16 protein-coding genes are annotated in these 18,391 nt (G+C 71.3%); 9 read left to right on the forward strand and 7 right to left on the reverse strand.

The window, feature by feature from the left end:
• Nucleotides 1-254 precede the first annotated feature (254 nt).
• Nucleotides 255-716, reverse strand: coding sequence for an NAD(P)H-dependent oxidoreductase (locus AB0N03_RS18685; RefSeq protein ID WP_364372779.1), 462 nt, complete (start codon nucleotides 714-716; stop codon nucleotides 255-257).
• Entirely contained in the window at nucleotides 716-2,350 is a 1,635-nt protein-coding gene (locus tag AB0N03_RS18690; protein ID WP_364372782.1) for a phospho-sugar mutase, read from the reverse strand. Before AB0N03_RS18690 ends, AB0N03_RS18685 begins: the two co-directional genes overlap by 1 nt.
• Before the next feature lie 30 nt (nucleotides 2,351-2,380).
• On the opposite strand from AB0N03_RS18690, the gene AB0N03_RS18695 reads away from it, so the two are divergent.
• On the forward strand, nucleotides 2,381-3,541 hold the full coding sequence (locus AB0N03_RS18695) for a nucleotide disphospho-sugar-binding domain-containing protein (protein WP_364372785.1): 1,161 nt from the start codon (nucleotides 2,381-2,383) through the stop codon (nucleotides 3,539-3,541).
• Between the two features lie 91 nt (nucleotides 3,542-3,632).
• On the opposite strand, the gene AB0N03_RS18700 is transcribed toward AB0N03_RS18695, so the two are convergent.
• The 3 genes from AB0N03_RS18700 to AB0N03_RS18710 are packed head-to-tail and all read right to left on the reverse strand — an operon-like array spanning nucleotide 3,633 to nucleotide 5,766.
• Nucleotides 3,633-4,412 carry a purine-nucleoside phosphorylase gene (locus tag AB0N03_RS18700; protein WP_364372787.1) on the reverse strand — a complete coding sequence of 260 codons (780 nt, stop codon included), beginning with the start codon at nucleotides 4,410-4,412 and terminating at the stop codon, nucleotides 3,633-3,635.
• Nucleotides 4,409-4,828 (reverse strand): ABA4-like family protein, encoded by a 420-nt coding sequence (locus AB0N03_RS18705; protein WP_364372790.1) that lies wholly within the window; start codon nucleotides 4,826-4,828, stop codon nucleotides 4,409-4,411. The genes AB0N03_RS18700 and AB0N03_RS18705 overlap by 4 nt, the downstream gene beginning before the upstream one ends.
• Entirely contained in the window at nucleotides 4,825-5,766 is a 942-nt protein-coding gene (locus AB0N03_RS18710; protein WP_364372793.1) for a hypothetical protein, read from the reverse strand. Before AB0N03_RS18710 ends, AB0N03_RS18705 begins: the two co-directional genes overlap by 4 nt.
• A gap of 108 nt (nucleotides 5,767-5,874) precedes the next feature.
• On the opposite strand from AB0N03_RS18710, the gene AB0N03_RS18715 reads away from it, so the two are divergent.
• Nucleotides 5,875-6,513 (forward strand): MerR family transcriptional regulator, encoded by a 639-nt coding sequence (locus AB0N03_RS18715; protein ID WP_364372796.1) that lies wholly within the window; start codon nucleotides 5,875-5,877, stop codon nucleotides 6,511-6,513.
• On the opposite strand, the gene AB0N03_RS18720 is transcribed toward AB0N03_RS18715, so the two are convergent.
• The gene (locus tag AB0N03_RS18720) at nucleotides 6,510-8,252 is read right to left on the reverse strand and encodes a serine/threonine-protein kinase (RefSeq protein ID WP_364372969.1); all 1,743 of its coding nucleotides are present in this window, start codon (nucleotides 8,250-8,252) and stop codon (nucleotides 6,510-6,512) included. The two genes, AB0N03_RS18715 and AB0N03_RS18720, sit on opposite strands and share 4 nt — an antisense overlap.
• A 123-nt stretch (nucleotides 8,253-8,375) precedes the next feature.
• Between AB0N03_RS18720 and AB0N03_RS18725 the strand changes: the two genes are divergently transcribed.
• The 6 genes from AB0N03_RS18725 to AB0N03_RS18750 all read left to right on the forward strand — a co-directional run bounded on the left by AB0N03_RS18725 (nucleotide 8,376) and on the right by AB0N03_RS18750 (nucleotide 16,302).
• The gene (locus tag AB0N03_RS18725; RefSeq protein ID WP_364372799.1) at nucleotides 8,376-10,220 is read left to right on the forward strand and encodes a methylmalonyl-CoA mutase family protein; all 1,845 of its coding nucleotides are present in this window, start codon (nucleotides 8,376-8,378) and stop codon (nucleotides 10,218-10,220) included.
• Nucleotides 10,217-12,385, forward strand: coding sequence for a methylmalonyl-CoA mutase (gene scpA / locus AB0N03_RS18730; protein ID WP_364372802.1), 2,169 nt, complete (start codon nucleotides 10,217-10,219; stop codon nucleotides 12,383-12,385). Before AB0N03_RS18725 ends, scpA begins: the two co-directional genes overlap by 4 nt.
• Before the next feature lie 3 nt (nucleotides 12,386-12,388).
• Nucleotides 12,389-13,384 (forward strand): methylmalonyl Co-A mutase-associated GTPase MeaB, encoded by a 996-nt coding sequence (gene meaB, locus AB0N03_RS18735; RefSeq protein WP_364372805.1) that lies wholly within the window; start codon nucleotides 12,389-12,391, stop codon nucleotides 13,382-13,384.
• 49 nt (nucleotides 13,385-13,433) lie between these two features.
• Complete coding sequence (locus AB0N03_RS18740) at nucleotides 13,434-13,742, forward strand: hypothetical protein (protein WP_364372808.1); 309 nt, start codon at nucleotides 13,434-13,436, stop codon at nucleotides 13,740-13,742.
• Nucleotides 13,743-13,939: 197 nt separating this feature from the next.
• Nucleotides 13,940-15,241 (forward strand): amidohydrolase, encoded by a 1,302-nt coding sequence (locus tag AB0N03_RS18745; protein ID WP_364372811.1) that lies wholly within the window; start codon nucleotides 13,940-13,942, stop codon nucleotides 15,239-15,241.
• Nucleotides 15,242-15,528: 287 nt separating this feature from the next.
• The gene (locus AB0N03_RS18750) at nucleotides 15,529-16,302 is read left to right on the forward strand and encodes a DUF559 domain-containing protein (RefSeq protein ID WP_364372814.1); all 774 of its coding nucleotides are present in this window, start codon (nucleotides 15,529-15,531) and stop codon (nucleotides 16,300-16,302) included.
• Nucleotides 16,303-16,362: 60 nt separating this feature from the next.
• On the opposite strand, the gene AB0N03_RS18755 is transcribed toward AB0N03_RS18750, so the two are convergent.
• On the reverse strand, nucleotides 16,363-16,815 hold the full coding sequence (locus AB0N03_RS18755) for a gamma-glutamylcyclotransferase (protein WP_364372817.1): 453 nt from the start codon (nucleotides 16,813-16,815) through the stop codon (nucleotides 16,363-16,365).
• A gap of 128 nt (nucleotides 16,816-16,943) precedes the next feature.
• Between AB0N03_RS18755 and AB0N03_RS18760 the strand changes: the two genes are divergently transcribed.
• Nucleotides 16,944-18,347, forward strand: a complete 1,404-nt coding sequence (locus tag AB0N03_RS18760; RefSeq protein WP_364372819.1) for an NAD(P)H-quinone dehydrogenase — start codon at nucleotides 16,944-16,946, stop codon at nucleotides 18,345-18,347.
• Nucleotides 18,348-18,391 lie beyond the last annotated feature (44 nt).

Raw genomic sequence — 18,391 nt, forward strand, 5'->3', positions numbered from 1 at the left:
GCCGGGAAACCACTGTACGCACATGTTGACAGCTATCGTATGCAGTGGTTTACAGTTGACGCGCCTCTCGTCTTGCTCTCCGTACCCTGGGGGTGTACGGAACCGCAAGACGAGAGGCAGTCATGTCCGCCGACTCGTCATGATCGGCGGTCTGTAGTACGCTTTGGGTGCCAAGGTCGAACGCCCTAGCGGCGATCCCTTGGTCTCGGCCTGTTGCCGGAGGTCGACCCCCAGGGCTTCCGGTGACAGGCCCCTTACTTTTTCGCCGACATCAGCGTGGCGGCCAGGGTGCCGCCCAGTTCGGTGCACGCTTCCAGGGTCTTCTTGTCCGGCTCGCTCGTGCTGATCACCGGCTCCGCCACCTTCTCCCAGGCCAGGCCCGTGGTGATGGACAGCAGCTGGCGTTCCGTTCCCGCCGTGTCGCTGTTGCCGTGGATCCAGTACCCGAACGGACGGCCGCGCGTCGCGTCCAGGCACGGGTAGTAGACGGTGTCGAAGAAGTGCTTCAGCGCACCGCTCATGCTGCCCAGGTTCGCCGGCGTGCCCAGCAGGTAGCCGTCCGCTTCGAGGACGTCGGGGACGGTGGTGGCCAGCGCCGCCCGGCGGACCACGTCCACGCCTTCGATGTCCGGGTGCGTCGCGCCGGCCAGCACCGCCTCGAACAGCGCCTGCGTCGACGGCGACGGCGTGTGGTGCACGATCAGCAGCCTTGGCATCAGGCGAGCAGTTCCTCGACGGCGGTCCGCAACGCGCTCAGCCGGGCGGTCGCGGCGTCGCGGGCTTCGGTCAGCGAACCCGTCACCGGGGCCACGACCTGCAAGTACGCCTTCAGCTTCGGCTCGGTCCCGGACGGCCGCACGACCACGCGCACCCCCTCGCCGGTCAGGCGCAGCACGTCCGCGTCCGGCAGCAGGTCTTCGAGGGTCACCTCGACGCCGCCCAGCTCGGCCGGCGGCGTCTCCCGCACCTTCGTCATCAGCTGCCCGCGGACGGCGAGGTCGGTGACCCGCAGCGAAACCTGGTCGGTGAGGTGGACGCCGTGGCGCCGCGCCAGCTCGTCCAGGACGTCCAGCGGCGTGCGGCCCTCGGCCTTCAGCCGCGCGGTGTAGCCGGCCGCCAGTGTCGCGGCGGCGATGCCGTCCTTGTCGCGCACGAAGCCCGGGTTCACGCACAGGCCGAGCGCTTCTTCGTAGGCGAACACGAGTCCTTCGCCGGCGCGGACCAGCCACTTGAAGCCGGTCAGCGTCTCGGCGTAGCGGGCGCCCTCGGCCTTCGCGATCTCGCCGAGCATCGACGACGAGACGATCGTCGTCGCGACCAGCGGGTCCGGCAGGGTCGTGCGGTCCACTGTGGACAGGACGTACGAGCCGAGCAGCACGCCGGTCTCGTCGCCGCGCAGCATCCGCCACTCGCCGCCGGGGTCCCGCACGCCCAGCGCGCACCGGTCGGCGTCCGGGTCGAGCGCGATCGCCAGGTCGGCGTCCACATCGGACGCCAGCGCCAGCAGCAGGTCGGTCGCGCCCGGCTCCTCGGGGTTCGGGAACGACACCGTCGGGAAGTCGGGGTCCGGCGCGGCCTGGTCGTCCACCAGGTGCAGGTCGGTGAACCCGGCCCGTTCGAAGGACGCGCGCAGCGTGTCGGCGCCGACGCCGTGCAACGCGGTGGCGGCCACGCGCACGGTGCGCTCCTGGCCGAGCGGCAGGGTCGCGACCTCGTCGAGGTAGCGGTCCAGCAGGTCGACGACCTCGGCGCCGGGCGCCCGCGGCACGCTCACCGCGGCGGGCGCGGCCTGGATGGCCCGCTCGATCTCGCCGTCGGACGGCGGCACGATCTGCCCGCCGGTCGCGTCGTAGAGCTTGTACCCGTTGTCCGCCGGGGGGTTGTGCGACGCGGTGATCTGGATCCCGGCCACCGCACCGAGCCGCCCGACCGCGAACGCCAGTACCGGCGTCGGCAGCGGCTTCGGGAAGACCTTGACGTCGAAGCCCGCCGCGGTGAGCACCTCGGCGGCCGCGGTCGCGAAGGCTTCGGAGCCGTGCCGCGCGTCGCGGCCGATGACGACCAGCGCGCCCGCGTGCCCGTGTGCCTTCAGCCACTCCGCCACCCCGGCCGTCGTGCGCGTGACGACGGCGACGTTCATCCCGTTCGGCCCGGCGCGCACCGGCCCGCGCAGGCCGGCGGTGCCGAACTCCAGGGGCCCGGCCAGCCGGTCGGCCAGGTCGTCGGCGGCAGCGTCCTCGCCGTCCATCGCGCGGGCGAGGACGTCCTGCAGTTCGGCGCGGGTGCGGTCGTCGGGGTCGTCGGCGATCCAGCGGGAGGCGGCGTCACGCAGCGTGGAGGTCGAAGTCACCGAGCCAGCCTACGGGCTAGGGTCGGGGGAGTGCGCTTGCTCTTCACCTCACTGGGGTCCTTCGGTCACACGTTCCCGCTCGTCCCGCTGGCGGTCGCCGCGCGCGACGCGGGCCACGACGTCGTCTTCGCCACCTCGGAAGACTTCCTGCCACAGCTGACGAAAGCCGGGCTCGAGACGGCGGCGGCCGGGCTCGAGATCCGCGACGCTTTCGGCCAGGCGTTCGCCGAAGCCGGGCCGCCCGGCCCGCGGCGGCCGCCCGGCGAGATCCCGCCGGAGGTCCTGGGGCCGATCGTCGCGAAGGTGTTCGGCGAGGTGATGCCGCAGCGGTTCGTCGCCGACCTGCTGCCGCTGTTCTCGCGGTTCCGGCCCGGCCTCGTCGTGAGCGAGGCAGGCAACTCGGGTGGCGCGTTCGCCGCGATGAAGGCCGGGCTCCCGGTGGTGGCCCACGGTTTCGGCCGGGTGTCGAGCGAAGACCCGATGGTGACGAAGATCCGCGACGCGATCCGCGCGCACGGCGCGGCGCTGGGCATCGACGTCGGCGAGGACCTCGCGTTCGGTGGGCCGTTCCTCGACATCTGCCCGGAATCGGTGCAGGAGCCGGGTTTCCTGGCCCGCACGACGCGCGTCCCGCTGCGGCCGGTCGGCTGGAGTGAGCCGGGTGAGCTGCCCGCGGGCGTGCTGGAGCGCTCGCGGCCGTTGGTCTACCTGACCCTCGGCACGGCGATGGGCCACGCGGGCGTGCTGAGCGCGGCGATCGCCGGTCTGTCCGGGTTGGACGTCGACGTCCTGGTCGCCACCGGCCCGACGGTCGACCCGGCGGCGCTCGGCGAGGTGCCGTCGAACGTCCGGCTCGAGGCGTGGGTCCCGCAGGCGGCGCTGCTGCCGCACGTCGACCTGGTCGTCCACCACGGCGGCAGCGGCACGACGCTCGGCGCGTTCGGCGCGGGCCTCCCGCAGCTGCTCCTGCCGCAGGGCGCGGACCAGTTCAGCAACGCGGACGCGGTCATCGCGGCCGGTGTGGGCGACCGCCTGCTGGCCGCGGAGGTCACCGCCGACGCCGTCGCCGCAAAAGCCCGTCACCTGCTCACGGACACCTCCATCGCCGACGCGACCCGGGTCCTGGCGGCGGAGGTGGCGGCGATGCCGTCCCCGGCCGAGGTGGCCGCCCAGCTCCCCACCCTGGTGTAAAGCGCCCCAATGTGGCCTTCGGTGCGTTGAACGCACCGAAGGGCCCCTTGGGTGCGTTGAACGCAACCAAGGCCACATTGGGGCGCTCGGGTCAGGCGCGGGAGACCAGGTCGCGCAGCAGCGAGCCCATCTGGGTCGCCGCGGCGCGGCCCGCTTCCAGGACTTCCTGGTGGTTCAGCGGCTCGCCCGTCATGCCGGCGGCCAGGTTCGTGACCAGCGACAGCCCGAACACCTCGACCCCGGCCGCGCGGGCCGCGATCGCCTCCAGGACCGTCGACATGCCGACCAGGTCCGCGCCCAGTGTGCGCAGCATGTGGATCTCGGCGGGCGTCTCGAAGTGCGGTCCGGTCAGGCCCGCGTAGACGCCCTCCTCCAGCGACGGGTCGATCTCCCGCGCGATCTTCCGCAGCCGCGCCGAGTACAGGTCGGTCAGGTCGACGAAGTTCGCGCCGACGATCGGCGAGCGCGCGGTCAGGTTCAGGTGGTCGGAGATCAGCACCGGCTGACCCACCTTGAACCCCTGGCGCAGCCCGCCCGCCGCGTTCGTCAGCAGCACCGTCCGGACGCCGGCCGCCGCCGCGGTGCGCACGTTGTGCACCACCGGGTCGATGCCCTTGCCCTCGTAGAAGTGCGTGCGTCCCAGCAGCACCAGGACGTTCTTGTCGCCGATCTTCAGCGAGCGGATGGTGCCGCCGTGCCCCACCGCGCCGGGCGTGGTGAAGCCGGGCAGTTCGGCGAACGGGATCTCCGTCTCGCACTCCCCGATGACGTCCGCCGCCGGCCGCCAGCCCGACCCCAGGACCACCGCGATGTCGTGCGCGTCCACGCCGGTTCGACTGGCGATGGCGCTCGCGGCCTCGTGTTCACTCATGCGAGGGAGCGTATCCGGACGCTCCTCACCACGAGGAACACCACCAGCCCGAACGGCGAGAGGAAGATCGTCAGCACCAGGATCGGGCTCATGATCCACGGCGAAATCTCCCGTGACCGCGCCTCGAAGTACATCCACCGCGCGATGAACAGGTCGAACGCGATGAGGTGCGCCCAGACGAGCCCGGCGCCCCACGGCGTGGCCAGCAGCGTCCGCAGCACGCCGAGGTCGGGCGAGAGCATCGCTCGTCCCCACTCGCCGAAGTGCGGCAGGACCAGGGCGAAGTAGCAGGCGAGCGGCAGCAGCGGCACCCAGGGCGACGCCATGATCCGCGCCGTCCACCGCCAGTTCGGCGCCAGGATCATCAGCGCCCAGAACGGCGCCGCCAGCGGGAACGCCAGGCCGAACAGAGTCATCGGACGCGCACCGCGGCCCACGACCCCAGCCCGACGGCCGCCACGAGCAGCGCGGCCGCGCCCAGCGTCAGCGCGTCCGGGTGCACGATCGACTGCGCCCGCAGGGCCTGCCAGGTGACCAGCGCGGTCAGCCCCGCGTACCCGGCCGCGCCGACCAGGACGAGCCGCGCGCGGACGACGTCGTCGCGCAGCCGGGCGAAACGCGGGGCCAGTGCCGCGAGCGCGAGGGCCAGCAGCGGCAGCGCCTGCAGCGCGTGCATCCCGACGAAGTGCGGGATCCGCAGGTCGCCGGCGACCGTGCTCCAGCCGAGGATCGGCAGGCCGGGGCCGCCGTCGGCGAGCCCGACGGTGTGCGCGCCGACCAGGTCCGGCGTGCCGCCCGTCTTCCACTGCGCGAGCTGCTGCGCGGTCGGGTTCGTCATCAGGATGCCGAGCGAGATCCCCACCAGCGACACGACGGCGCCGGCGCGCACGGCCCAGAAGCTCGCCCGGTCCTCGAGCTTCGTGAACATCACCAGCACGGTCAACACGAGCGTCGCGACCCACAGGCCCATGATCATCTTGCCCATGACGTTGTAGATCAGGGCGTCCTGCGGGGTCGCGTTGTTGAAGTGGCTCGCCCGGCCGCGTGCGGCCTGGAACACGAGCAGGACGTACTCGGCGGCGAAGATGGCCACCAGGAAGTTCGTCAGCCCGCCCGCCGTGCGCCGGAACCGCGGCAGCAACGAGACGAGCCAGCTCCAGGTGGCGAAGTAGAGCGCACCGGACACCGCGAACTTGAACGGCTTCGCCCAGATCGGCGCGCCGGCCAAGGTGCGCTGGTCGATGACGAGCGCCGCGACGCACAGCACCGCGATCACCCCCAGGGCGGCCGCCGCGAGCGCGGACGGCCGGTGCCACCCGCGCGTTCTGCTCCGGACATCGGCAAGAATGGTCATGGTTCCCTCCCAGAATGGATAGTCAAGCTCTCCGTTATGGGAAGCTAAACTATCCATACTGAGAAATCTTCAGGGTTGACCCGGAGTCCGACCCTGGGATCGGAGCGGATGCGCATGCGGATGGCCGAACTGAGCGCGGGGTCGGGAGTGCCGGTCGCGACCGTCAAGTACTACCTGCGCGAAGGCCTGCTCCCGGCGGGTGAGCGCACGAGCCCCAACCAGGCCCGGTATTCGGCGGCCCACGTCCAGCGGCTCCGGCTCATCAAGGCGCTCACCGAGGTCGGCGGCCTGCCGCTGGCGTCGGTCGGGGCCGTGCTGAGCGCGATCGACGGCGGCGAAACCCCGCACGAAACGATGGGTGTCGTCCAGGAGGAGCTGGCCGGGACGCCGCCGAAGGTGTCCGACGAGGCGGCCGCGTGGGCGTCCGGGCTCCTCGAGGACCTCGCCCATCGGCACGGCTGGACGTGGCACTCGGAGGAGAGCCGCGCGACCGGCAACCTGGTCGCCGCGCTGGCCACGGCGAAGGAGCTGGGGCACGAGAAGCTCGCCGAACGACTGAACGAGTACTTCGTGCTCGCGCTGCGCGTCGCGGAGCTGGACGTCGAGGTCGTGACGGGACTGACGTCGTTCGACAAGATCATCGAGGCCGGCCTGGTCGCGACGGTCCTGGGCGACCGGATCTTCACCGGCCTGCGCCACCTCGCGCAGGAGCACGTGTCCCGCGAGGTGCTGAACCGGGCTCCCTAGTCCGAGACTGCCAGCGTGGGCGCGACGCGGTTGAAGACGTCCGCCTCGCCCGCGCTCTCCTGCTCGGCCGGCACGGTGACCGACAGGATCCACAGGCTCGTGCCGGCCTGGACCAGTTTCATGAACGTCACGCGGGTGCCCCCGCCGCCGTCGCTCTGAGGGGCCGTGCCGCCCTCGGCCAGGCGGTAGGTCACCGTGGCGCTCTTGCCGTCCGCCGACTTCGACGGCGTGAAGAGCGCGAGCGCGTTGCCCGGGTAGGACGCCCGCAGCCAGGCGATGTAGTCCTCGTAATCGTCGGACTGGTCGAAGTACTTGCTCAGCCGCTCCAGGCGCAGGGACCGGCGCCCGTCCGGCGAGACGTACTGGACGGCCAGGCTCAGCCCGAACTTCGTGCTGTGCGGGGCGGAGAACTTCTGCCAGCCCTCCGGTACGTCGAGGGCGTACTGCCCGCCGTCGCCGTTCACGTAGCTGCCGTTGCCGGTCTGGCGCACCAGGGTCGGCGGCGGCACCTCGGTGGGCCCGTTCGGCGCCGGTGCCGGCTCGGCGGCCGGCGGCAGCAGCGGCTGCCCGCCGACCGTCCTGGCCAGCGCGAACCCGCCGCCCGCGGCGAGCAGGAAGATCAGGACCGCCACGGCGACGAGCACGACGCTCGCCCGCGCGGTCCGCCGCCCGGACAGTGCCGTCACCCTCGGCGGGACGAACACCGTGGCCTGCTCCGCCGAGGGCGACGGCGGCGGCACCGGCGCGGGGGTGGGCGGCCGCAGGAACGGCAGCGGACCCGGGTCGGTGGCGAGCTCGCTGCTCGACCCCTCGGCCTTCTTCTCCGCCTTGTCGGGCAGGACGGTCTTGATCACCTGGGTGTCGGTCGCGTCCGGCTGGGCGGACGTCTTCTTGCCGTCCGGGGTGCGGAACAGGTCCGCCCCGAACAGGTCGAGCGGCGTCTTCGTCTGCAGCGGGTACAGCCGGTGCCGGACGTCCCGCAGCGTGATCCGCTGACCCGGCTCCTTCTTCATCAGCGCGGAGATGACGTCGGCCAGCGGCCCGGCCTTCGGCTTGGGCACCTTGCCGTTGACGACCTTGCCGACGGTCTCCAGCGGGTCGCCGTCGGCGTCGTACGGCGGCGCGCCCTCGACCGCCGCGAACAGCGTCGCGCCCAGGCCCCACAGGTCGGCGGCCGGGACGACCGCGCCGCCGGAGGCGACCTCCGGCGCGATGTAGGCGGGGGAGCCGAGCATGATCCCGGTGCGGGTCATAGTCGCCTCGGAGACGTTGCGCGCGATGCCGAAGTCGGTCAGCTTGATCCGGCCGTCGCTGGCCACCAGGACGTTGCCCGGCTTGACGTCGCGGTGCGTGATCCCGGCGGCGTGCGCGGCCTCCAGCGCGGACGCCACGGCGATGCCGACCGCGGCCGCCTGCTCGACGGTCAGCGGCCCGTGGTCGCGCAGGATGTGCGCCAGGCTGCGCGAGGGCAGCAGCTCCATCACCACGAACGGCTGGTCGTCCTCGCGGGCGACGTCGTGCAGGATGATCACGTTCGGGTGAGACAGGACGGCGATCGCGCGGGCCTCGCGCAGGGTGCGCTCCCGCAGCTCGTCCGCCTGCGCCGCCGGGATGCCCGGCGGCACCTTCATCTCCTTGACGGCCACCTGCCGGTGCAGGAACTCGTCGTAGGCCGACCAGACGGTGCCCATCGACCCCGAGCCGAGCACCGAGCGCAACCGGTAGCGACCGGCGACCAGTCGTGTCTCTTCGCTGGAGGGGGGCACCCCCTGATTGTGTCTTACGCGGCTCACCCCTGACTGCCTAGGGGCGCGACTAGAGTCACAGGTCGGACGCGGCCCGTGCCTCTACCATCACTGGGTATGACTGAAGTGGCCGGTCCGGAGTCAGCGCCGATCTCCGAGCTCGACCTCGCGGCCGAGTTCCCGCAGGCGACGCGCGAGCAGTGGCAGGAGCTGGTCGCCGGGGTCCTGCGCAAGAGCGGCAAGCTGCCTGAGGACTTCACCGGCGCGCCGGAGAGCAAGCTCGTCACGCGGACCTACGACGGCATCGAGATCCAGCCGCTGTACACGGCCGAAGACGTGCCGGGCGAAACCGGGTTCCCCGGACTGCCGCCGTTCGTCCGCGGTTCCCGCCCGGAAGGCCAGATCAGCACGGGCTGGGACGTCCGGGCCCGTTTCACCGGTGACGACGCCCGCGCGGTCAACAAGGCGATCCTCGCCGACCTCGAAGGCGGCGTCACGTCGATCTGGCTGTCCGTCCCGCCCGCGTCGCTCGCGGACGCGCTCAACGAGGTCTACCTCGACCTGGCGCCGGTCGTGCTGGACGCGGGCGCGGAGTACGAAGCCGCGGCCTCGGAGTTGCTGGCGCTGTTCGACGAGCGCGAGATCCCGGCGAGCGAAGCCACCGCGGTGCTGGGCGCCGACCCGATCGGGCTCGCGGCCCGCACCGGCTCGGCCGTCGCGCTCGAACCGGCCGCCGCGCTTGCCGCGCGTGTCGCCGGGAAGTACCCGAAGGTGCGCACGATCGTCGCCGACGGCCTGCCGTTCCACGAAGCCGGCGGGTCGGACGCGCAGGAGCTGGGCGCGCTCGTCGCCGCCGGCGTCACCTACCTGCGTTCGTTGACGGACGCGGGCCTCGACGCCGAAACCGCGGCCGGCCGGCTGGAGTTCCGGCTCGCCGCGACCGCCGACCAGTTCTCCACCATCGCGAAGCTGCGCGCGGCGCGGCGCCTGTGGGCCCGCGTCGCCGAGGTGTGCGGGTTCTCCTCGCCGATGCGCCAGCACGCCGTGACGTCGCCGGCGATGCTGACCCGGCGCGACCCCTGGGTGAACATGCTGCGCACGACGGTCGCCTGCTTCGGCGCGGGCGTCGGCGGCGCGGACGCGGTCACCGTGCTGCCGTTCGACGCGGCGATCGGCCGCCCCGAGAACACCTCTGCGTTCTCCGCGCGGATCGCCCGCAACACCCACGCCGTGCTGCTGGAGGAGTCCAAGCTGGCCGGCGTGGCCGACCCGGCGGGCGGCTCCTGGTACGTCGAGAAGCTCACCGACGACCTCGCGCACGTCGCCTGGGCCGAGTTCACCGCCATCGAGGGCGCGGGCGGCCTGCTGGCCGAGCTGTCTTCCGGCGCGCTGGCCGGCCGGCTGGCCGAGACGTGGGAGAAGCGGTCGAAGCGGATCGCGACCCGGCGCGACCCGCTCACCGGCGTCAGCGAGTTCCCGAACCTGACCGAGAAACCGGTGGTCCGGGAGCCGGTCGAGGCCGCTGTGGAAGGTGGGCTGCCGCGGCACCGGTACGCCGAAGGCTTCGAGGCGCTGCGGGACGCCTCCGACGCCCATCTCGCGTCGACCGGCGCCCGGCCGAAGATCTTCCTGGCCACGCTCGGCCCGGTCGCCGCGCACACCGCGCGCGCCGGCTTCGCCGCCAACCTGTTCCAGGCGGGCGGGATCGAGGCCGTCAACCCGGGTGCGACCGACGACCTGCCCGGTGCGTTCCGCGCGAGCGGCGCCCGAGTCGCCTGTCTTTGCGGCACCGACGACGCCTACGCGGCTTCCGCGGCCGAGGTGACCGCGTCCCTCGGAGCCGAGTACGTACTACTGGCGGGCAAGGGCTCGTACGACGGAGTGGACGGCAACGTCTTCGCCGGCTGCGACGCCCTCGACGTCCTGAACGGCCTGCACGCCAAGCTGGGAGTCACCCGATGAGCATCCCGAACTTCGCCGGTCTCGACCTCGGCACGCCGTCGCCGGGTGACCGTGACGCCTGGGCACGCGCGGTGGAGGCCGCCACCGGCAAGGGCCCGGACGCCCTGGCCTGGGAGACGCCCGAGGGCATCGGCGTCAAGCCGGTCTACACCGCCGCCGACCTGTCCGATGTGGACTTCCTGGGCACGTATCCCGGCATCGCGCCCTTCCTGCGTGGCCCGTACCCGACGATGTACGTCAACCAGCCGTGGACCATCCGCCAGTACGCCGGGTTCTCCACCGCCGAGGAGTCCAACGCCTTCTACCGGCGCAACCTCGCCGCCGGGCAGAAGGGCCTGTCGGTCGCCTTCGACCTGGCCACCCACCGCGGCTACGACTCCGACCACCCGCGCGTCTCCGGCGACGTCGGCATGGCGGGCGTCGCGATCGACTCCATCTACGACATGCGGCAGCTCTTCGACGGGATTCCCCTCGACAAGATGTCGGTGTCGATGACGATGAACGGCGCGGTGCTGCCGGTGCTGGCGCTCTACGTCGTCGCGGCCGAGGAGCAGGGGGTGAAACCGGAGCAGCTCGCGGGGACCATCCAGAACGACATCCTCAAGGAGTTCATGGTCCGCAACACCTACATCTACCCGCCGCAGCCGTCGATGCGGATCATCTCCGACATCTTCTCCTACACCTCGCAGCACATGCCGAAGTACAACTCGATCTCCATCTCCGGCTACCACATGCAGGAAGCCGGGGCGACCGCCGATCTGGAGCTGGCCTACACGCTGGCCGACGGCGTCGAGTACATCCGCTCGGGCGTCGACGCGGGCCTCGGTGTGGACAAGTTCGCGCCGCGGCTGTCGTTCTTCTGGGCGATCGGCATGAACTTCTTCATGGAGGTCGCGAAGCTGCGCGCGGCGCGCCTGCTGTGGGCAAAGCTGGTGAAGGGCTTCTCGCCGGCCAGCTCGAAGTCGCTGTCGCTGCGGACGCACTCCCAGACCTCGGGCTGGTCGCTGACCGCGCAGGACGTCTACAACAACGTCGTGCGCACGTGCGTCGAGGCGATGGCCGCGACCCAGGGGCACACGCAGTCGCTGCACACGAACGCCCTCGACGAGGCCCTCGCGCTGCCGACGGACTTCTCCGCGCGGATCGCCCGCAACACGCAGCTCCTGCTGCAGCAGGAGTCCGGGACCACGCGCGTGATCGACCCGTGGGGCGGCAGCGCGTTCGTCGAGAAGCTGACCTACGACCTCGCGCGCAAGGCGTGGGGGCACATCAGCGAGGTCGAGCAGGCCGGCGGCATGGCCAAGGCGATCGACGCGGGCATCCCCAAGCTGCGCATCGAAGAGGCCGCCGCCCGCACCCAGGCGCGCATCGACTCCGGCCGGCAGCCCGTGATCGGCGTCAACAAGTACCAGGTCACGAGCGATGAAGACATCGAAGTGCTCAAAGTGGACAACGCCGGCGTCCGGACGCAACAGCTGGAGAAGCTGCGGCGCCTTCGCGAAGAGCGTGACTCCGCCGCCACCGAGGACGCGCTGCGGCGGCTCACCGAGGGCGCCGGGAACGGCGGCAACCTGCTGGAGCTGGCCATCGGCGCGGCCCGCGCGAAGGCCACGGTCGGCGAGATCTCCGACGCCTTGGAGAAGCTCTGGGGCCGGCACTCCGGGCAGATCCGGACGATCTCGGGCGTCTACCGCGAAGAGGTGGGTAAGTCGCAGAACGTCGAGAAGGCCCGTCAGCTGGTCGAAGAGTTCGCCGCGGAAGAGGGCCGCCGGCCGCGGATCCTCGTCGCGAAGATGGGCCAGGACGGCCACGACCGCGGCCAGAAGGTGATCGCCACCGGCTTCGCCGACATCGGCTTCGACGTCGACGTCGGCCCGCTGTTCTCCACCCCGGCCGAGGTCGCGCGGCAGGCGATCGAGGCGGACGTGCACGTCGTCGGAGTGTCCTCTTTGGCCGCCGGGCACCTCTCGCTGGTGCCCGCGCTGCGCCACGAGCTCGCCGAGCTGGGCCGCGAGGACATCATGGTCGTGGTCGGCGGCGTCATCCCGCCGCAGGACTACCCGGCGCTGCGCGAGGCCGGCGCGGCGGCGATCTTCGGGCCCGGGACGGTGCTCGCGGACGCGGCCATCGACCTGCTCGGCCAGCTGACGGCGCAGGAGTCCTGACCCTTGCCGCGCAAGATCGACGTCACCGCCTACGCCAAGGGCGTGCTGGCGGGCGATCGCGGGACGCTGTCGAAGGCGATCACGCTGGTCGAGTCGCAGCGGGAGGACCACCGGGCGTTGGCGCAGGAGCTTTTGGTCGAGCTGCTGCCTTCGTCCGGTGGCGCGCGACGGATCGGCATCACGGGCGTGCCCGGTGTCGGCAAGTCGACATTCATCGATCAGCTGGGGACCGACCTGACCGCGGCCGGGCACCGCGTCGCCGTGCTCGCGGTCGACCCGTCGTCGACGCGTACCGGGGGGTCGATCCTCGGCGACAAGACCCGGATGGCGCGCCTGGCGATCGACGAACGGGCGTTCATCCGCCCGTCGCCGACGTCCGGGACCTTGGGCGGTGTCGCGCGGGCGACGCGCGAGACGATCGTGCTGATGGAAGCCGCCGGCTACGACACCGTGCTGGTCGAGACCGTCGGGGTAGGACAGTCCGAAGTGACCGTCGCGAACATGGTCGACTGCTTCCTGTTCTTGACGCTCGCGCGCACGGGCGACCAGCTCCAGGGGATCAAGAAGGGCGTGCTGGAGCTCGCCGACGTCATCGCCGTCAACAAGGCCGACGGTGACCACGAGCGGGACGCCCGGCGCGCGGCCCGCGAGCTTTCGGGCGCGCTGAGGATGATCTACGGGCCCGAAGCGTCGTGGACGCCACCGGTGCTGACCTGCAGCGGCCTGCACAACCTGCGGCTCGATGAGGTGTGGGGCGCGATCGAGCAGCACCGCGAAACGCTCACGGCGTCCGGCGAGCTCGATGCCCGCCGCCGCCGACAGCAGGTCGACTGGACGTGGGCGATGGTTCGCGAACAGCTGCTGAGTCGTCTGGCGGCACATCCGGACGTGCGAACGGTCGTTCCCGACGTCGAACGGGCGGTGCGGGACGGTGAACTGACGGCTACCCTCGGTGCTCAGCGGATCCTCGACGCGTTCGGTCCACCGCGTGGGGGCTGACGCGCCGGGCGTTCCGCGGGAGAATGCCTGGTCGTGGCGAAGGGATGACATGGCGAAACTGCGGGGTCTGGTCCTGGCCGGGGTGCTGGGCGCGGTGCTGTTCAGCGCGTCGCCGGCGTCCGCCGAACCGGTGCGCTCGGCGGCCGTCACGGTGACGGTCGCGCACGCCTCCGTCGCGCTGGTCCCGGTGCAGACGCAGACGCAGCCGCCGGGCCCGGTCCTCGACCCGGCGCAGACGGACAAGGCGAACACCGAAAAGACCAAGAACAAGCTGATCGCGGGCGTGGTCGCGGTGGCGCTGCTCGGCATCGTGATCTGGGGCAGGCGGATTCGGTCGAAGAAGGCCAAGAGCTCTTGAGGCGTTCGGCTTAGCCGAACTACTGCACGCCGTTCAACGCAGATCCGGTACCGGCCATCTAGGACGGCCGTTTTCGAGGCGCGCGTTGCCGCCTGCATGGTGCACGATCGTCTGCAAATGCGTACGACAGATCGATCGGCACGTTGCGTGACCCCAGCCGCTGCCCGGGTTACCCGTGTTGCGGGAGGAGGTGCGGCGTGACGGTGCTCGACTCACGGCCGGACGTTCCAGGCGACCCCCATGGGCGCATCATCAACCCCATGGAGGGGTCCCAGGCGCTTATTTCCGAAGCGGGCGTAAGCATGGCTCCCGTGGAGGACCTTGGTGCGGGCCGCGGCCCGTTCTGGCTCGATGACTGGCTGCGCGCCAACGCGACCGACGTGCTCGCCTGGCGCCGGCACATCCACGCGCACCCGGAGCTGTCCCGGCACGAGTTCGCGACCACGGAACTGGTCGTCACGCTGCTGCGTGCCGTCGGGCTCAAGCCGTGGGTGCTGCCCGGCGGCACCGGTGTCGTCTGCGACATCGGCAGCGGCGAGCGGTGCGTGGCCCTGCGCGCGGACATGGACGCGCTGCCGCTCACCGAGTCGACCGGGCTGCCCTTCGCGTCGACCGTCGAGGGCGCGGCCCACATGTGCGGCCACGACGCCCACACGGCGATCCTGCTGGGTGCGGCCCGCGCCCTGGCCGGCGCGCCGGAGCTGCCCGGCCGCGTCCGGCTGATCTTCCAGCCCGCCGAGGAGGTCATGCCCGGCGGTGCGCTGGACATGATCGCGGCGGGCGCGCTGGAGGGCGTCGAGCGGATCTACGGCCTGCACGTGGACCCGCGGCTCGAGGTGGGCCAGATCGGCATGCGCGTCGGCGCGCTGACGTCGGCGGCGGACCTGATCGAGCTGCGGCTGACGTCGCCGGGCGGGCACACGTCCCGGCCGCACCTGACGGCCGACCTGGTCCACGCCCTCGGCACGGTGATCACCGGTCTTCCCGCCCTGCTTTCGCGCCGGGTCGACCCGAGGTCCGGCACGGTGCTGGTGTGGGGCGCGGTCCACGCGGGCCAGGCGGCCAACGCCGTCCCGCAGAACGGTGTCCTGCGCGGCACGCTGCGCACGGCCGACCACGAGGTCTGGACGGCGCTGGAGCCGCTGGTGGCGTCTTCTGTCGAATCCCTCCTGGCGCCGACGGGCGTCGGCTTCCACCTGGACTACCGCCGCGGAGTCCCGCCGGTGGTGTCCGACGCGGACTCGACGGCCCTGATGCGCGCGGGCGTCGACGCGGCCCTGGGCGAAGGCGCGGTGGCGTCGACAGAGCAGTCCTCAGGTGGCGAGGACTTCGGCTGGTACCTGGAGCACGTCCAGGGAGCCTTCGCCCGGCTGGGCGTTTGGTCCGGTTCCCCGGAACCCCAGTCCGACATCCACCGCCCCACGTTCATCCTCGACGAGCGAGCCCTGCTCTGCGGAGTCCGAACCCTGGTCCACACAGCCCTAACCACCCTCGCCTAACCGAGTCGACCCTTCAATCACGCGTGTCGACCCTCTAATCACGCGTGTCGACCCTTCCCTCACGGCGGGGTTGTGCACAGGTTATCCACAGGTAGGCAGTTATCCACAGATCGAGAATGAGGCCCTTCCATCCGAGCGGGAAGGGCCTCATTCTCGATGTCGTGATCGAGTGGGCAAGGCGACATGGAGTGCTCTCGCGTTGCGAGGCCGATCGGATCCTAGGCCGGCGCAAGGTCCTCGAAGGGCTTGACCGTGGGCTGCTTTCGCAGCCGTGGCGAGGCGTTGTCGTGCACGCCACCGACCTGCTGAAGCTGCCGACGAGAGCCGCCGCAGCGTTGCTCGCCGTCGGTCCTCCGGTCGCGCTGGCTGGAGCCACTTCTCTTGCCCTACATGGCATTTCGGCTGCCGACGACCGCAATATCCACGTGATGGTGCCGTACTCGCGGCGCATTCGGTCACGGGCCGGTCTGGTCGTGCACCAGGGTGGCTTCCGGGACGAGGACGTGATCGAAATCGATGGCCTCGCGACGTTCCTGCTCGATCGCGCCCTGGCCGACTTCCTCTGCGATGGGAACAAGCGAGCGGCCTTCACCGCGGCCGACGAGGCCATGCGAGGACTGCCGCCGGACCACTGCGCGAAACTCCGGGAGAACGTCCGCGACCGGCTCGACGACCGCCGGGACCGGCGAGGTATCCACAGGGCGTTGATGCTCCTGGACCTCACCACCGGCAAGGCGGAATCGCCTCCGGAGAGCGTGCTCCGGCTGATCGTCGTCGAAGCCGGCTTTCCGGTGCCCGAACCGCAGTACGAGATCACCGCCATCGACGGCCGCAAGCTCTACGTGTTCGACATGGCTTGGCCGAGTAGGCAGATCGCCCTCGAGTACGACGGGTTCGCCGCCCACGAGGAACGGCGCGAATACGATCGCGAACGCGACGAGCGGATGGCAGCCCGTGGCTGGATCACCATCCGGGCCAGCGCGGCCGACCTCCGGGATCCAAGTCGCCTTCTGGTCGAGTTGCACAACGCCTTCAACCGGCGATCGGGCCGGGCAGCGTGATCAGAGAGTCGACACGCGTGATTGAAGGGTCGACACGCGTGATTAGAGGGACGACACGGGTTAGCCGGTTATGCCGGAGCAGGGGCGGGTTCGCAGGTCGTCGACGTAGTCGGCGGGAGCGCCGGCCGCCTCGGCGGCGTCCGCCAGGACGCCCAGGTAGCGGGCCGAAGGCAAGCCGCCTTCGTAGGCGTCCAGGACGTACAACCAGGCCAAGGTCGAGCCGTCCATCGTCTGGACCCGTAACCGGATCTTCGAGTGGATCCCCAGCTCGCCGCCTTCCCAGCGGTCCAGGCCCGTCTCGTCCAGCGACGTCACGTCGTACAACACGACGAAGACCCGGGAGGCCGGGTCCTCGACGATCGTGGCCAGGGCACCTTCCCAGCCGAGGTCCTCGCCGCCGAAGGTCAGGCGCCACCCCTCCAGCCAGCCGGAGCCGGCCATCGGAGAGTGCGGCGCGCGCTCCAGCATCTGGGCGGGCTCCATGTTCGATCCGTACGCGGCATACAACGGCACGCCGACAGCGTAGCGACCCCGCGCTCACCCGAGTGGACGCACTCGCCGTGTTCGCCCACTTCAGTGTCCGGTCACCTTCGCCGCGTACGGTGAGTGCACCGCACGCGAGCACTTCGAGGAGGACCCAGGTGACCAGGATCGTGATCATGGGCGGGGGCCCGGCCGGCTACGAAGCCGCGCTGGTCGCAGTCCAGCACGGGGCCGACGTCACGATCGTCGAGCGTGACGGACTGGGTGGCGCGTGCGTCCTCTACGACTGCGTTCCTTCGAAGACGTTCATCGCGAGCTCGGGTGCGCTGGCGAAGATGCACGACCTCGGCGAGCTCGGCATCAACACCGACCTGGCCGACACGAGCATCGACCTCCCGACCGTCCACGGCCGGGTGAAGGGCCTCGCGCTCGCCCAGTCCGCCGACATCCGGGCCCGCGTCCAGCGCGAAGGCGTCCGCGTCGTCATCGGCGAAGCCCGCTTCTGCGACGACGAGACCGGCCTCGCGACCCACAAGGTCGCCGTGACGACGTCGGACGGCCAAACCGAGAAGCTGCCCGCGGACGTCGTCCTGATCGCCACCGGCGCCACCCCGCGCGTGCTGCCCGGCGCCGTGCCCGACGGCGAGCGCATCCTCGACTGGCGCCAGCTCTACGAGCTCGAGGAGCTGCCCGAGCACCTCGCCGTGATCGGCTCGGGCGTCACCGGCGCCGAGTTCGCGTCCGCCTACACCGAGATGGGCGTCAAGGTCACCGTCGTCTCCAGCCGCGACCGCGTCCTCCCGCACGAGGACGCCGACGCCGCCGCGGTGCTCGAAGAGGTCTTCTCGCAGCGCGGCACGACCGTCGCGAAGCAGGCGCGCGCCGACCGCGTCGAGCGCACCGAAAAGGGCGTCGAGATCTTCCTCGCCGACGGCCGCGTGATCGAAGCCAGCCACGCGCTGATGACCGTCGGGTCGGTCCCGAACACCAAGGACATCGGCCTCGACCGCGTCGGCATCTCGCCCGGCCCCGGCGGGTTCATCACCGTCGACCGCGTTTCGCGCACCTCCGTTCCCGGGATCTACGCCGCCGGCGACTGCACCGGCGTGCTCATGCTGGCCTCGGTGGCGAGCATGCAGGGCCGCATCGCGATGTGGCACGCGCTGGGCGAGGGCGTCGCGCCGATCAAGCTCAAGACCGTCGCCGCCAACGTGTTCACCCACCCGGAGATCGCCACCGTCGGCATCAGCCAGCACGCGATCGACTCCGGCGAGGTGCCCGCGCGCACCATCATGCTGCCCCTGGCCACCAACGCGCGCGCGAAGATGGAGGGCCTCCGCCGAGGCTTCGTGAAGCTGTTCTGCCGCCCCGCCACCGGCGTGGTCGTCGGTGGAGTCGTCGTGGCGCCGCAGGCGAGCGAGCTCATCCTTCCCATCGCGCTCGCCGTCCAGAACCAGCTCACAGTGGACCACCTGGCACTGACATTTTCGGTGTACCCGTCGCTGTCGGGCTCGATCACCGAGGCCGGGCGCCAGCTCATGCGTCACGACGATCTCGACTGATCCGGTAGGCAACCCGTCGCGCCCCGTCGCGTCTTGTCGGTTGT

It is taken from the genome of Amycolatopsis sp. NPDC051061 (assembly GCF_040682935.1).
Classification (GTDB): Bacteria; Actinomycetota; Actinomycetes; order Mycobacteriales; family Pseudonocardiaceae; genus Amycolatopsis.

Coding starts and splice junctions, on each gene's coding strand:
- AB0N03_RS18705 (WP_364372790.1), bottom strand. CDS start 4,828: ATGACTCTGTTCGGCCTGGCGTTCCCGCTGGCGGCGCCGTTCTGGGCG.
- AB0N03_RS18740 (WP_364372808.1), top strand. CDS start 13,434: ATGGCGAAACTGCGGGGTCTGGTCCTGGCCGGGGTGCTGGGCGCGGTG.
- scpA (WP_364372802.1), top strand. CDS start 10,217: ATGAGCATCCCGAACTTCGCCGGTCTCGACCTCGGCACGCCGTCGCCG.
- AB0N03_RS18725 (WP_364372799.1), top strand. CDS start 8,376: ATGACTGAAGTGGCCGGTCCGGAGTCAGCGCCGATCTCCGAGCTCGAC.
- AB0N03_RS18710 (WP_364372793.1), bottom strand. CDS start 5,766: ATGACCATTCTTGCCGATGTCCGGAGCAGAACGCGCGGGTGGCACCGG.
- AB0N03_RS18700 (WP_364372787.1), bottom strand. CDS start 4,412: ATGAGTGAACACGAGGCCGCGAGCGCCATCGCCAGTCGAACCGGCGTG.
- AB0N03_RS18715 (WP_364372796.1), top strand. CDS start 5,875: ATGCGCATGCGGATGGCCGAACTGAGCGCGGGGTCGGGAGTGCCGGTC.
- AB0N03_RS18685 (WP_364372779.1), bottom strand. CDS start 716: ATGCCAAGGCTGCTGATCGTGCACCACACGCCGTCGCCGTCGACGCAG.